6 protein-coding genes are annotated in these 15,199 nt (G+C 58.8%); 2 read left to right on the top strand and 4 right to left on the bottom strand.

The genetic code is table 11. The features are described 5' to 3' along the window. Positions 1 to 91: 91 nt before the first annotated feature. The 4 genes from NNY25_RS09210 to NNY25_RS09195 all read right to left on the bottom strand — a co-directional run bounded on the left by NNY25_RS09210 (position 92) and on the right by NNY25_RS09195 (position 7,941). Positions 92 to 685: a hypothetical protein gene (locus NNY25_RS09210; RefSeq protein WP_265571062.1), complete on the bottom strand. Its 594-nt coding sequence runs from the start codon at positions 683 to 685 to the stop codon at positions 92 to 94. Then, positions 685 to 1,296 (bottom strand): hypothetical protein, encoded by a 612-nt coding sequence (locus NNY25_RS09205; protein WP_265571061.1) that lies wholly within the window; start codon positions 1,294 to 1,296, stop codon positions 685 to 687. The genes NNY25_RS09210 and NNY25_RS09205 overlap by 1 nt, the downstream gene beginning before the upstream one ends. A gap of 59 nt (positions 1,297 to 1,355) precedes the next feature. Further along, the gene (locus NNY25_RS09200) at positions 1,356 to 4,184 is read right to left on the bottom strand and encodes a MobA/MobL family protein (protein ID WP_265571060.1); all 2,829 of its coding nucleotides are present in this window, start codon (positions 4,182 to 4,184) and stop codon (positions 1,356 to 1,358) included. A gap of 304 nt (positions 4,185 to 4,488) precedes the next feature. Next, positions 4,489 to 7,941: a class I SAM-dependent DNA methyltransferase gene (locus tag NNY25_RS09195; protein WP_265571059.1), complete on the bottom strand. Its 3,453-nt coding sequence runs from the start codon at positions 7,939 to 7,941 to the stop codon at positions 4,489 to 4,491. A 195-nt stretch (positions 7,942 to 8,136) separates the two neighbouring features. Between NNY25_RS09195 and NNY25_RS11655 the strand changes: the two genes are divergently transcribed. Both NNY25_RS11655 and NNY25_RS09190 read left to right on the top strand, forming a co-directional pair. Next, the gene (locus tag NNY25_RS11655) at positions 8,137 to 8,925 is read left to right on the top strand and encodes a competence protein CoiA family protein (protein ID WP_420854340.1); all 789 of its coding nucleotides are present in this window, start codon (positions 8,137 to 8,139) and stop codon (positions 8,923 to 8,925) included. Between the two features lie 129 nt (positions 8,926 to 9,054). Beyond that, positions 9,055 to 14,922 (top strand): DUF4011 domain-containing protein, encoded by a 5,868-nt coding sequence (locus NNY25_RS09190; RefSeq protein ID WP_265571058.1) that lies wholly within the window; start codon positions 9,055 to 9,057, stop codon positions 14,920 to 14,922. Positions 14,923 to 15,199 lie beyond the last annotated feature (277 nt).

Genomic DNA, 15,199 nt, shown 5'->3' with positions numbered 1-15,199 from the left:
TGCGGTCCGGAAATCGCGCAAGGCCACTTTGTCGATTTTTGAAAAAAGTCGGGGCGCCCCGCTATCGACAGCGAAGCGCCCCAAATTCAGGTCAACCGACTGCGCGATTGCTCCAGGCCAACCACGACTCCTTGGCCGACCGACGATCCCGGTCATTGCCGATCCGGACGTCGATCTTGCCCCAGCCGAACCGGGTTAGCCGCCGGGGAAGCACCATGGCATGCGCGTGAGGAGGATTGTCGCTGCCCTTGCGAAAGGGTGCATGCAGGACGAGGATGACCGGGAGCCCTCGGCTGTCGACATATTCGGATCGTACCCAGGACCGCGCCGCCTCATAGGGGGCATGTAGGTTCGGCGCTTCCTCGAAGCGCAGAGTAACTTGCGCCAGCGCAAGGCTCTCATCGGTCGGGTAGCCATCCTCGAAGTTCTGCACGAGGAAATCGACGTCAGCATAGAGCTGAGGCGCATCGGCAGGCAGGAGAACCTCCACGCGCTCTGCTGTATCGATCACACCCTCCTTCGCCGCAGGACGGCGCTTGGCGAGGATTTTGGGCGAGATTGACTCGCGCGCCCCCTTGCCTGCCTCCCAGTTGTGGCGAGCGAAGGTGAAAGCGTCATCGGGATCCCCGTCCCAGAAGGACTTGATGGCGACGGTCTTCGGCGTTTTGATCTTCGGCTTCGGCATCAGAACCACCCCGCCACTGCAATCTGCAGCATCTCGGCGCCGAATTCGAGGCCGCGGTGTTTCTCGGCCCAGTCCAAATAGGGTGGGTCTTCCTCGATGCTCAGCCCGTCCTGCTCGAGCCGCACGCAAGGACCTTCCCCGACCGATGGGATCAACCATGCGGTGCCCGTCGGACGCGGGATCCAGAGCCGATAGGCCATCAGCAGGCGGTCATCGCCCAGCAGCTTGGCGTCGAATGTTGCGTGGCACGGCTTGTCGGACGCCCGCACGATGATCAGGTCGCACGTGACCGCATTGGCCACGGCCAAGCCCTCGCGGATGAGGAAGGGCCGTTGGCAAGTCGTGCCGAGCACGACGGCATTTGCCTCTGCCAACATCACGCTGTGTCTGAGGTATGGGTGGAATGTCTCGGGTTTCTGATCGACCACCCCGTCGATCAGCATGCCAACGGCGAGCATCAGGCGCTTCACTTGATCTCGTGGCTCGGGGATCGGATCGAGTGGGAGACGGTCGATCGGAGTTGGGATAGCATTCATTTGACTTGGTACTTTCTGACTTATTTCAGCAGTCGCGCCGACCAAGCCCGAGGTCGCGACCGCCAGGAGTTTCATCACTTTTGGCTTAGTCAATAAGCCCTCTCTTCCCCTTGAATCTTCTTTGTTGTGCGGCGTTAGCCACGACCGCCGCCTCGTTGGAGATCTTTCCAGCGTTCACAGTCCGGACTTGGATCTGTGGCTGACGGCGCGTTTTCTCCAGGCTGAATATCCGGGGCCAGGTCGGGCGCGATTTTCTCGACCGATGACTCAATCCCCGGTCCGCGTGATGCATCTTGAGACCGCTTTGCGGCTTCCAGCTTGCGTGCCGCTCTCGCCTGTTCCCGCATGCGGTCGAATTCCGCTTTCAGCGTTGGATCCTCGACTAACCAATCCAGATGCGGATGGAGGTCTCTCGGGAAGTTTTTCATCAGGGCCAATATGCGCTGGCCGCCGACTATGCAGGCGCTTGGGTTATTCTTGAGGATGTCGCTAAAGCGCCTGCGACACTCGATGAGGTAGGTGGTGAAACGCTCATCAATCGGGTCTTTCATGTATTTCGCGAAATGGCGGTCCTCGGGTGTGAGACGCTTAAACGCGCTGAGAGCCAGGCGTGGGACATTATCGACAAAGGTCACCGCGAAATTGTCGTTCTGCGCCACCTTGATACGCATCGCGACACGGTTGATTGCGTCGTTGCGATCCTCAGCATGCTTCGCAAGCGCCTGGTCTCTAAGCTGATCCCATTTGCCATCCAGCGGTGCAGGGGGCTGTTCCACTCGTGGTACGACCTGAACAGGTGGCGTGATCTCCGCGACGGCTTCAGCCTCAGCACCAGGGCCACCGATCTCGCCGCGCTCCAGACGGCTCTCGAATATTCCACGCAAACGTGCTTGCGTTCGCTGATCCAGGATCGGGTTGAGCAAAATATCGAGATCGGCCTTCGCGATCCCTGGCACCGTGTATGGAGCGCCGGCTTCGGCCGGCGGCTGGATCGGCAGGCCATCGTCGATGATCTTCTGGATTATGGCATCCCATCGCCTTTCGTAGGAAGAAAAATCCTCGTACATCTTACCCACCTGGTCGCGTTCGCGTTTCGTGAGGCGCGACCTCTTCTCGACGCTGGCGATACCGGTGGGTTCGACAAGAAGTTCTCTGGTCGATGGCGCTTCGCCAATTGCTTGGGTCAGCGCGTCGATTTGCTTTACCAGGCGCGCCGCTTTCGCTTGAAGGGCTTCAAGCCGAGCATGGTCGAACTCCGCACGCTGGAGATCGATCATGAACTCGCGATCGAGCATTTCGCGATATGCCACGGCCTCCTTCAGCCGTTGAGCAATCTGGCTTTGCTGCCGCTCGCTTTTCGTTCCCGCGTCGCCGCCGAGCTGTCGGCGGCATCTCTGTTCCGTCTTGTGAGCCCGCGAATACAGCATTCCTTTCGTCAGCTGGATCTGCATGGCCTGACGCTCCCACCGCGAAAGATCGCCTGCCATCTCCCGAAGGCTCGCCAACGAGCTGATCAGATCGGCCGCCTTCGTGTGGGATGTGTTCTGCGCCTTTAGCGCGCCGATAGCCTCTTCCCCGCTCTGAAGAGCCCTCGTGCGCTCGGCCATCGACGCCTTGAGCGTCTCCTCGGCGCGTTTGAATGCACCCTGCCAAGTGCGCTCCGCATTGAGGACGCCGTCCTTGGTCGGAACGCCCGCGCTGTCGAGCTTTTCGGCACGACCGAGATGTACGGACGGCTCCTGCTCGATCCCCATCGCTTCGAACGAGCGTGGGTCGAAAAGGCGATTGCTGCCGCTGCCAGCGAGCAGCACATTACAGATTGAAGCGTAGTCCGATCGTAAGGACTTCATGAATTCGCGACCGTGATCCTTAACAGATTGGCCTTCTGCCGGCTGTGCGATCACTTTGTTCTTATTCTGGCGCTTTGCCGCCTTCGACCGACCACGCTGCCCTGGGACCGGCGTGCGAAGTTCGAAGTCCCAGCATCCCTCCTCAACGAGATATTCGCAGGGTCGGTCGTAGAAGGCGATGTGGAGATGATAATTGCGGCGGTCGTTGTGCTCGTCGGGCTCGTGGATAACCGCGGTGTACATCACATTGAGCGCATCAAGGCGCGCCGAAAAGGCTCGTAGTATCTCGAGACGCGCTTCATCCGAAAGGCCATCGGGTAACTCTGCCACGATGCGATACTGGACGCGGCCGCCTCGCCCCGGACGCAGCCCTGCCACTTCCTCGGTCCAGATGCTTTGCCGCTTTAGTTTTGCGCGGAACTGGTAAAAATGTTTGCGCGGGATGTCGATTTCGACAGTCGGCTCAGACCATTTCCATTCGAGAACCTCTTCAAGCTTGGCACGATCGTCCTGTGACAGATCCTTACATTTTGCGAGCAGGTTGATTGCGCGCACCCGCCACTGATCAGGGATCTTCGAAAGGTTGATGATCATTCTATCGCGCCGGGGAGTGCGCTCCGCCCGCACGACCGCATCCCAGAAGCGCTTACGCGCCGCAGGGTCGGTGGAGATGTTGCTGATGATGGCGCGGGTCCCCGAGGCTCCGGCCTCGATATAGTCGCCGTAGCCCTCAGTCCCCGTCTCCATGACCGCACCGTCGCGGCCGATATAGTCCTCATGGTCACCGGGCTTTGAGACCTGACCGCTGCCGGTCCCCGAGTTGATCACCGTCACGAAAGGAGGCTTGTTATCCCCGTAGGTCGCCGTCTTGGAGATGCTTATTAGGTTGAAGTGGAAGCTAGTCTTGCCCGACGCGCTGATCGGGCGGCCGTCGTACGCGACCGGATAACGGAAGTCGGCGGGCAGTGAGTAGGCGCCGCCGCGCTTCTTCTCGTGATCATCGACGGGCCGGCGGATGCGCACCACGCTTCGAATAAGGTCTTCTTCCTCGAGCTGGGCCTTCTTCGCCATGCGCCGTATCAGCCAGTCGCGATCAGTCTCCTCCTCAGTCATTCGACTTCCCCCTTGAGACGAATTGTATCAGTCGCCCAAGGGGGTCGAAAAGGGATTCACAAAATAAAATTAGTTACTTAACTGTTAACCCTGATCTCTAGATCAGTCCCGACCAGCGCACCGCCGCGGTCGCCCACGCCCGACTTTTCAGCCGTAAAAGTGAACGGCTGGTCATGAGGGTGTGCGGTGCAAAAATTACCGTAAAACTGATGCGTTCAGCTTTACGGAATTGCGCTTCTTTCATGTTCGATCGGCGTTGGGGTGCCGATCCCTCTTTTCTCTCCGGAGGAATGGTAGAGCCGGGTCAGGCGGCGTAGCGGCCGTCCTCGAGCCGGCGGGCCATGCCGATGCCGGTCAGCGCATCAAGAACGGGGCGGACGGTGGCCGCGCGCTTGCCTTTGAAGGTGCGCGCGACGTCCTGGGCGGCGAGCGGCGCTTCCGCCGAGGCGAGGATGGCCTGCACGGCGCTGAAGCGCTCGGGCAGCGTCTCGGGCCAAGCGATGACGTTGTCGAGCACGGGCGCTGCGGCCTCGCCGAGGTCGAGCGTGCCGTCGACGGGTGCCTGATAGTCTGGCGCCTGATAGTCGGGGCGGAGCCAGCGGATCAGCCCGTTCGCCTCTTCTGCCGCGCGTTCCTTGTTGAGGGCCACGAGGCGCGAGAGGATGTCCTCGTCGCTCAAGTCGACGGGCCACTTATAAGCTTCAGCCACCAAGGCATCGATAGCATCGTGGTGCTGCTTGACGAGCGACACGAGGCCACGATCGTGGATGTCGGTGTCCGAAGCCGAATGCTCTCGCCCCGATCTGAGAAGGTCGAGCGCGTTATACAGCTTTGTCAGCGTCAAATCCTCGTGATCGCTGAGCACTTGGCGCCTGAGACCATCAAGTGCCTCCGCCTCAGCGGCGAGGCTCAACGCAAGTTCCTGGCTACAGTCGGGAAATGGGAACGGGTCGAAACACGTACCAACTTGATAACGCGGTCGGTCTTCAAGTGCGCCGCCAGCGGTGTGCTTCCAAATTGAATGAAACCGCGAACTCAACACTCCCAAGACCCACGGTTGATCGCTCGCGATAACGATCAGTGAGCCATCGAACTGCGTGTCAGCGGTTGGCGCGAAGGCGAATGTCGGATGCTTCGACACCTCTGAGGTGACGATCACCCTCCCCAAGCCTGCGATGGCTGACCTCATTGCGGGTCGTGGCTCCGCAAAAATCCACCAGAGGTCCCGATAGCTCTTTCGCTTCAAGGTCGCACGCCCAGGGCGCACGGTATTGAACAGGTGTTGGTAGAGAGCGGGCTCTACTTCGCGCAGCTGCTCCTCCGAGTGACCGAAGACATCAATAACGTAGCGTCCTTGCGGTCTTCCCGTGATGTCCGACCCCGCCAGCAATATCGGCATAGCATCAACCGAGGCACCAGCCTCAATCAACTTCTCGCGCTCCTCTCCCGTGATCCGGAAGCCAGCACCGGCGAGCTTCACGCCCATGAAGCTGAGGTCCTGGTTCGCGCGTAGCTTCACAGCATCAGTGGTAGACACGCCGATTGTTAGGTCCTCGTGAACCCAGCCATATCGGTGATCGATCAGAGAAGCGTCGCTTCCGGAGTCGACCTGATAAACCGAACCTGGCACTCGACCTTTCGCTACCACGGTCATCGAAACGCGAACGGCAGCGTCGGTTTCCACATCGCGCCATGGGTGATCTCCCACAGCGAACACTAACGAGGCACTCTTCCTGCCATTCAGGGCCTTTGCGATCACCTTCTGACCCGTGCTTTGCCGCAGCGTGTTTGTCGTGATCAGGCCCGAACGCCGGACCTCTCCCTCGGACACCTTGGCGGCGCCAATTGCCCACCAGTATATGACGAGGTCGATATCGCCAGGCAGCTTGGGGAAAGCTTGGCGCACAGCCTCGAAATAGCCGTCGCCGAGTTGATCGCGGATCCTCTTGCTACCGATGAAAGGCGGGTTTCCAACGATGAAGTCGGCCTTCGGCCACGACGCCGGTCGCGGATTGTCGTAGCAATAGGCTTCTACCCGTGCGGTCTCGTCTGGCACCTTCTTGCCAGTCACCGGGTGGAGTTTCATCGTCTCGCCATCCCAGCGGGTTACCGGCTTGCCGTCATCGTCCCGCTTGAGCTGCTTTGCGTCATAGTCGAGCAGCGCATCACGGTTCTCAATGGTCCGGATGTCTTTCAGGATGGGCTCGGGCGGCGCAGTACGTCTGCCATTGACGCGGAAATGCCACTGGAGATAGCCGATCCACAGCACCAGCTGCGCGATCGCCGCAGCGCGCGGGTTGATTTCGATACCCAGAAAGTTCTCGGGCGTGATCGTATGGCCGGTGATCTCGGCGACATATTGCTGGTCGCCCAGCTCGACGAGCAGGTCGAGCACTTCGCCCTCCAGCTCCTTCATGCGCGCCATGGCGACATAGAGGAAGTTGCCCGTGCCACAGGCAGGGTCGAGGACCTTGGTCTGCGCTAGGCGGGCATGGAAGGCTTCGACGTCCTTGCGCGCCTGCGCGGTCTTGCCCTCCTCGATCAGAGCCGCTGCCGAGGCACGAACCGCGTCCCACTCGCCCCGCAGCGGCTCCATGATCGTCGGCCCGATCAAACGCTCAACATAGGCGCGCGGCGTGTAATGCGCACCAAGCTTGGCCCGCTCCTTTGGATTGAGCGCTCGCTCGAGCAACGTGCCGAAGATCGCGGGCTCCACATGCTGCCATTTGTGCTCTGCAGCGCTGATCAGCACCTCCAGTTCTTCGGCGTCGAGCGGGATCGCGCTGGTGTCCTTAAACAAATAGCCGTTGAAGGTCCGCACCGGGACACCGAGAGCCGGAGCAAATCCGCCCTTATCCATCGCTTGCCACAGCGCCGAAAGCTGGTCGGCGAGATGTTCGGGATGGTCGCGCTGCCCCTTGAGCAGGTCGGTGAAACTCCCTTCTGGGATAAGGCCGCTATCCTCGGCAAACATTGTGAAGAGCAAGCGCATTAGGAAGCCACTGGTCTTCTCGGCGTTGGAGCCGCGCTTCTCGATGCGCCGTGCGACCGTCGCCAGCAGATCGGCAATATCGCGCGTGACACGTGCCGCCTTGGCCGTGGGGTCGAGAGCCATCGGTTCCGTCCAGATATCGCGCAGCCGGTCCCGCACCTCCTTGTGACGCAAGTCCTCGAGCATGATGCGATAGCGCGCCCGATCAGGGAATTGCGCGTAGGCCTTCCCGCTCCCCGAGAAGTCGGCATAGACCTCGAGGCAGTAGCCGATATCGGCGACCATCAGGATGGGCGGCCAGCCATGATCAATCGGCAGCGCCTTCGCATAGCGTTCGGCCTGCCCTTTGGCCTGGATCATCGCACGGACCCACCCGTCGGTCCCGCGCCGGGCCGTCCCGCGCTTCACACGCGTGGCAGCGGTCTGCCCAAAGAGATCGAGGTCGTCTTCGCCGCGATCGGCTGCACTCCGGTCGGCCGCGCTGCCCTGCTTGGCCTCGAGGACGAAGCAGCCGCGCTTGTAGCAGTCGATGCGCCCAAAGCTCTGGGTGCCGTCGCCGTTGTCCTGAAAAACTCCGCGCTCGAAGACATAATCGTTGCGGGCGTCGTCTGCCATGCTCCCGTCGGGCGAAGGAACATTGAGGAGGTTGCACAGCCCATTGATGAAGCTCTGAGTATTCGCGATCTCAGACCCGCCCGTCTCGCGCCACTGCGCGATGAAGGCGTTCACGCGCTCGTCAATTTGATCGTTGTCGGTATCCGCCACGCTCACACGCCCCCTGAATTTATCCGAGCGTCGTAGAGGTAGCGTGCAAGCTTCTCAGAAGAAAGTGGTCGTCGCCCAACCAAGAATAACTACTCCAGTACCTGGTGTGGTTTTCTTTTGGCGCTCTGCCCGTTACCCATAAAAACGTAAGGCATCTCCTCTTGCAACTTGCTGGCTGACCGGGATGATGAGCAGATGCCCGAGATCAATCCTTTAGGTCTGACAGTCGGCGGTGGCGATCATGAGCCACTTATGGTCGTGGCAAAGGGAACTGATGGGAATGATCGATGGATCGACGAAGTTCCCAGAGGCGCGGCATGTTCATGCGTATGCCCAAAATGTCACAACCCGGTGATAGCTAGGCAAGGGCAGATCAGAGCGTGGTCATTCGCTCATGCATCCTTCTCGGAGTGCTCGGGCGGGACCGAGACACTCGCGCACAGATTTGCAAAGGATGTCATCAAAGACGCTGGGGGGTTACATATCGCCAGTGTGGATGCCGATGGTTGGGGGAAGCTTCACGACAAGTTTGTGCTCCTCGACGACATTCGTCTCGAACATAGGATTGATGGCTACAGAGCCGACCTGGTCGGGTCATCAAGAGGACATGACCTCATCATCGAGGTGAAGGTGACACACGCGTGTTCCGTGGAGAAAGTCGAGGCCTATCGACTGACTGGCGTTTCGGTGCTGGAGATTGACCTCGCGCGGTATCGGAACAAGACGGAACATGAGCTCCGCCAAGCGGTCTTGAAAAATGCTCCGCGTGAATGGCTGTGTCTAAGTGGTGGGCGAGACATCCCCAAGCGATCAGCGAGTCTTGGCTGGCGGGAGTTACAAGTCATTTCCCGCTGCGCTCGCGATGGACGGCCTGCGCGGATCTCGGCTCGAGACTGGGAGCAGATGACACCTTTGCAACGGGTAAACGCGATAGATCCCGACGGTCGCCAAGCCATCCGAAGCCGGGGGTATCGGGGAAGGTAAGCCGCCATCCGCGTATCAAGAGGGCGCGCCAAAAATATCGGCTAACGACCCCACTTCCCTCTGGCGTTGTTACGGTGGTGATGCTTATTGTCAAAACGCCGAGCTTATTAAAAGGGTTTGTTAACCAATATGTCGTCGCGTCCGTATCTGAATGACAGTCTGCAGCAACTTCACGAGAGAGCCCAGAGCGCCCAAAACGACGCTGCCCAATTGGATAGAATTTTGTCCGAACTGGCTCGCCGAAAGACGAAGGGCGCTCAGGAACTACGCAAATCGGTCTACAACCGGATCGATGAGCTCGAGTCGGGGGGAAAGGTTTCTTCTGACTGGCGACCGCTGTCGGACGGTCAACTCGATATGCTCGAGCTTGAAACTGAAGCTGACGCCCCCCAGTCTGGTCTGAGCAAGCCTCAGCGCACACAAGAGCCCATCTCGCCGGAAGATGCGAGGAGGTATCGACTTGCGGAGGAGGCAATTGCCGACCTGCGCGAGAAATTGCTCGACCTCAGTCGCCGAAATCCTTTGATTTCGTTCAAGCACTCCACTCGCGCCGCTGGCCAGCTACGGATCGTCGACGAACGTATCGACAAGCTGTTTGCCGCGCTGGGGAGGGGAGCGATGGGCTTCGAGCATCTACCGGGCGAAGACGTCACGCCGGCAGATGAGAAGACCCATGATTTCACGATGGCTCTAGAGCGGGCCAAGTTGACTGATGTGGCATATCTCAAATCGATTGACGACCTTGCGGACGATGAGGACGACGTCGTAGCTTGGCAAGCCGCCGAACGTGCTCTGCGTTACCGGGTGAGGGAAGAGCTCGGGCTTCCGAAGATCGAGTATGGCAAGAAAGTCGATGTTCGATCCTTGGCCAAAGCTCACGGGTTCGACCCATCCTATGAATTGAAAGATTACGATGAGAGCGACGATGCGCACCACGATGACCACAATATTCGAGTGCTGCTGACAGAGAAGCAGCTTGAGACCCGATTGAAAGCGATTGAGCAACGTTATCGCAGCCACCAGTCGCAGACCGGACTCCACACGCTTTTCCTCTCGTTTGGCTTTCTCGAGTATCCTGACGACGGTGCTGGAGACGGAACGTCGCTCGCTCCTCTATTCCTCATGCCCGTGGATCTGGAGCGTCAGCGCAAGCGTCAGCGCTATGTCTTCGAACTTACCCGGCGCGACGACGAGCCTGAGATCAACATAGCCCTGCGCGAAAAACTTCGTCGTCCGCCGTATGGTATCGAGCTTCCCGAGATGCGCGAGGAGGAGGAGCCCTCATCCTATTTCAGCAGGGTGGAAAATGTCCTCGAAGAGGCCGGTCGGCCCAATTTCCGTGTACGTCGGTTCGCGACGCTGGCCGTTCTTCCCTTCCCCCGCATGGTGCTCTGGCGGGATCTGGATCCGGAAATCTGGGACGATCATGCCTTCGGTAAACACGACCTGCTGGCGAGCCTCCTTGCCGCAACCGACAAGTTGCAAGGTGGTGGCTTACAGAGCGATCACGATGTAGAAAGTCTCGAAATTAAGGGCGAGGCGCCGCCGCTGGTTTGCCCAGCCGACAGTTCCCAGCATTCGATTATCGTTGATGCGATGAAGGGCACATCCCTCGCGGTCGAAGGTCCTCCAGGAACCGGCAAATCCCAATCGATCACCAACGTGATCGCTGCGGCGCTAGACCGGGGTAAGAAGGTCCTTTTTGTCGCCGAGAAGCAGGCTGCCTTGGACGTTGTCCGCGAGCGATTGGAGAAGATGGGATTTGGCCCGCTGCTCCTCGATCTACATTCCGAGAACCTGACTAAGAAGAAGGTCGCAACTGATCTCAGGGATCGGCTTGCCATGTCGGGCGGGGGCTGGGCCGAAGCCGAAAGCCTTCGAAATCGATTGAAGTCCTCGCGTGACCAGATTCGGACCTATCTTTCTTTAATAAACAAGCCTCTTGGCGTGCTTGGCCAGCGCTGCTTTGACCTGCTCTGGCGTCGAACGAGCATTGTATCCTTGCTCGATGATAGGGTTGTGATTCAAGCGCGACAGGCCATCGGTTCAGCAACCGCGATCGCCCTTGAAAAGCGAGAGTACGACGCCGCTCTCTCTAGCCTCTCCAAGCTTTCAGAAAGCTGGGAAGACGATGAGAAGCTTTCAGGAGTTCAAGGCAATGCTTGGCTGCGCGGCGGCCCGTTGCCGCCTTTCAATCAGACGGTGCAGCAGGATGCCCTCAAAGATGCAGCGAGCGCGTTGACCGAGGTCTCGAACCAACGTCAACAAATCTGCGCCAAGAGCGGGTTTCGCGCGCCGGAGCGGCTTTCTGATCTGAGGGGGTGGGTAAATGACTTCCTCGAATTGGAAGTATCGGAGCGCATAAGCGAACGCGAATTTAAGGCGGCCTTGATCGAGGAAGGGCTGAGCCGGGATCTTGTCGAGGCCCAACGCCAGTTCCAGCGCCTTGATACATCGCTTCGCGACTTCCATCCCACACCCTCGAATATCGAAAGCGACGATGTTCAGTCCTTGGCCAAAGCTTTCGAGGCGTTCAAACCGGGGAAGGGCGTCACGCTGTCGGACCTGGAGTCGGCGATCGCCGACCTGCATCGCAAGCTGGCACTTCTTGAAGACGCTCAAAAAGCGCAGGGCCAGATTGCCAAGATGGGGGTGGACCTTCGAGAGCTCGATATTGAATCGAAGGAGGCAGTGGTCAGCGAGCTGCTCGAATTGGCCGACCCAGATGGACAGGCAGCAGCATTCGTAACCCCAGCACTGTTAAGCGATGCCGCTTCGACCACTGCTACACGAATCTACGAAAAAGCGATCGAATTGCGTGCGGAACGAGACCGCCTGTCTCAGACCGGCGTCCGTCTCTCGATCCTGGACCTCACGTCCAATGAACTCGAAGCTCAAGCCGAAGAGATCGAGCGAACCGGCTGGTTCGGACGGCTTTTCTCAAGAAACTACCGTGACCTTGTGAACGCTGCACGTCGGCACGGCATGACTGGTAAACGTGAGGAAATGGTGACGGGCTTGCGTGCTGCAGCTCAATTCAAAGCCAGTGAAACGCGCTTCATTGATGATCTGGCGGCCACTTCGCTCGTTCGTGCTGGAAATCAGATCACCATCGACCTCGATACCGCTATCCTGCCCGCGCTCGTCGAACGGGCACAGTCAGCCTGGACCAAGCTCGTGGCGCTTGACCAAGCTTCTCTAGTAAAGGGCTTGCTCGAAGCGAGCGACATCGAAAGGCGTGCGATTTTCGCCGGTCTGTCATCGATGAGCGCAGCAATTGAGGTCCTTGATGTAGAGCAAAAGCAGCAGGCTGGTTTCCCAGACGTGAAACCAGAGATTTCTGCTGAGCTGGACGCTAAGCAATCGCTGCATGATTGTTGCCGCCAAATTGGCCTAGCCCCTCATACGGTTCTGAATAGCCCGGCCGGACAGCTAGATGAGCAGCTATCCCAGCTGCAGCAATTGAATAAGAAGTTGGAAGGTGCGAAGCCGACGGTGCTGGCATTTTTCGACGGGACGGACTTCGATGCGGCTCCCTTGATCGATGCGCTGCAATTGGTTGGTGTCATGTCATCCGATCCGACCATGCAAGCCGCGAATGTCCTGAATGTTCTGCGCGAGGCGAACACGCCCTTGGCGCGCGTAAAAGAGTGCCAAGGAGCCTGCGCCGCTATCCGAGACGCCCTTTCCGGCTTCGATGATATCGCGCAGCAAGTCCTTGATGTCTGCGCGGTCCAGCCATTGCAGTATTTGACCAAAAACGAGCGACTTTCTTCTATAGAAGAGCAGGCGCGGTCACTCTCGTTGATCGCGGCCGACAATGACGCCCTTCGTCGTGCTGCAGCCCTTCAGAGCTTGCTCGATGAGGTTGCCGAAGGGCCGGCAAGTGCTCTGATCGGGATGTTGAAGGACGGCTGGATCAAAGCCGCGGATTTACCCCGTGTCTTTGAAGGGGCCATCGCGGACGCCTTATTAGATGCCTACGTCGGCGGTGAAGGAAAAGAACTCGCTCGTCTCAGCGGGCTGACCATGGACAGGGTGCGTGATGAGTTCCGCAAAGTAGATCGCCAGCTTTTGGAAGCCGAGGCCCAGCGCATCATCGCCGCGCGCCTAAAGGACAAGGCGCCTTCAGGAAATGGGGCCGGCCCCAAATATACGTGGACCCAGCTTTCGTTGATCGAGAACGAAGCGTCGAAGAAGGCGCGCCACGTTCCCATTCGAGATCTCACGAACCGTGCTGCTGAAGCCCTGCAGGTGCTCAAGCCCCTTTGGATGATGTCGCCCGGCAGCGTCGCGCAATATGTGCCGCCGGGGGCAGCAGACTTCGACCTCGTCATTGTCGACGAAGCATCGCAAATGAAGCCCGAATTTGCGGTTTCGGCGTTCATGCGCGGAAAGCAGATCATGGTTGTAGGCGACACCAAGCAACTTCCGCCGACCGACTTTTTCGATGGCAGCGCCGATAAAGATGATGATGATGGCGGGATGGAGGTCCAGCAGGACTCGATCCTCGAACTTGCAGAAGCTCGACTGCCCGGTCGCCGATTGTCTTGGCACTATCGCTCCCAGCATGAGGATTTGATCGCGTTCTCAAACCGCCAATTTTACGATGACAGCCTCGTTGTTTTCCCCTCGCCGCGGCCCGAGGACCCACTCCTTGGCGTAAGGCATGAGCATGTAGGTGGCATCTATCGCAGCTCACTAAACGAGGAGGAGGCACGACGCGTCGTCGAGGAAGCGGTCTCATTGATGATCCAATATCCCGAGGAATCGCTCGGCATCGCCACGATGAACGCAAAGCAAGCCGACCTCATCCGCAACGAGATGGAACGGCTCGCCCTCGAACAGAAAACAGTCGCTTCCTACATTGATCGCTGGGCCGGATCGCTCGAAAGCTTTTTCGTAAAAAACCTCGAGAATGTTCAGGGCGATGAGCGCGATATCATTTTGATAAGCACGGTCTATGGACCTGACGAGAATGGTACGGTTGCGCAGCGTTTCGGTCCGATCAACCGTCCAGATGGCGGCCGCCGCCTCAACGTCCTCGCATCACGCGCGAAAAAATCGATGCGCGTTTTCACCTCGCTCGCGCCAGGCAACATCAAGATCACGCCGGGCTCTTCTGATGGGCTGGTGGCCTTCCACGCATTTCTTACGCGCGTTTCTGGTGGCGCGGTCGAGGATGATCCGACCGCTCAGGAAAAAGATTTCGAATCCGACTTTGAGCGTATGGTCGCCGAACGCATCCAGCATCACGGCTATCGGGTCGTGCCGCAGGTCGGTGTGAAAGGCTATCGCATCGATTTGGGGATTAAGCACAAGACCTTGCCGCTCGGTTATATCGCCGGCGTCGAGTGCGATGGTGCGACTTATCACAATGCACCTTCGGTTCGAGATCGCGATCAGGTCAGGCAGAGTGTTCTCGAGGGGCTCGGCTGGAACATTCATCGCATCTGGTCGACGGACTGGTGGCAGGATGCTGACCGCGCAATGGCCAAGCTCCTAGCGCAATTGGAGACTTGGTCTCGCGAACTTGAAGATAGATGGCATCGCGAACAGGCGCTCGACAGTGAAGGCGCGCCGCATCTCTCGGAGAAGGATGACACCCCATCGCCAACGACGGCCGACGAGCCCACGTCGGTTGGTGAGAACCGTAGCTCGGATGTTGCGAAGCCGGCAGAAGTGGAAGTCCAATCGCCATCAACATCTGACGAAGAAACCGCTGCGATCAACGGGGTGCGCCGTACGCTGGACACTTTCGATTATGTCGAGACCTCGCCTCATCGAATGTGGGTCGTTGTCGAGGGGGATGAACGGCTTGGTGAAGTTGAATGCTTAAAGCGCGGTGGCGGGAGTGTGCAACTCTACGGGGGGCACACGAATGTCGGACTACCTGAATATGAAGCCCGCCCCGATGGCGCGGCGATCCGTAAATTCACCGACCTATATGCTGCGCTACGATATGTGAATAACAAGGGGAAGGACAAAGCGGCCTAGGGCACTACTTGTGATCCTCTATGCTTCGACCACCGGGTGCGTCGGCATCCCCCGGGCGGAGTTGGTGTCATCCATGATGGATCGATGAACATCGACATAAGCTGGCAGGGAGTGGCTGCACTGTTTGGGACTTGGTCTCGGTTGACCTAGCTGTTCCAGGTCGCGCCGCCATGCACCATCTGCGAACACATCTCGGCGATGCTTGTGATGAACCCGCGTTTGTTCGCTTTCAATGCGGAAAGTGGCGAAGAACTCCAGTTTTTGATTACGACCGCCA

This window comes from Sphingomicrobium nitratireducens, from assembly GCF_026157035.1.
GTDB lineage: Bacteria > Pseudomonadota > Alphaproteobacteria > Sphingomonadales > Sphingomonadaceae > Sphingomicrobium > Sphingomicrobium nitratireducens.
Note: the sequence above shows the minus strand (reverse complement) of the source record. Positions and strands in the feature narration are given on the sequence as shown.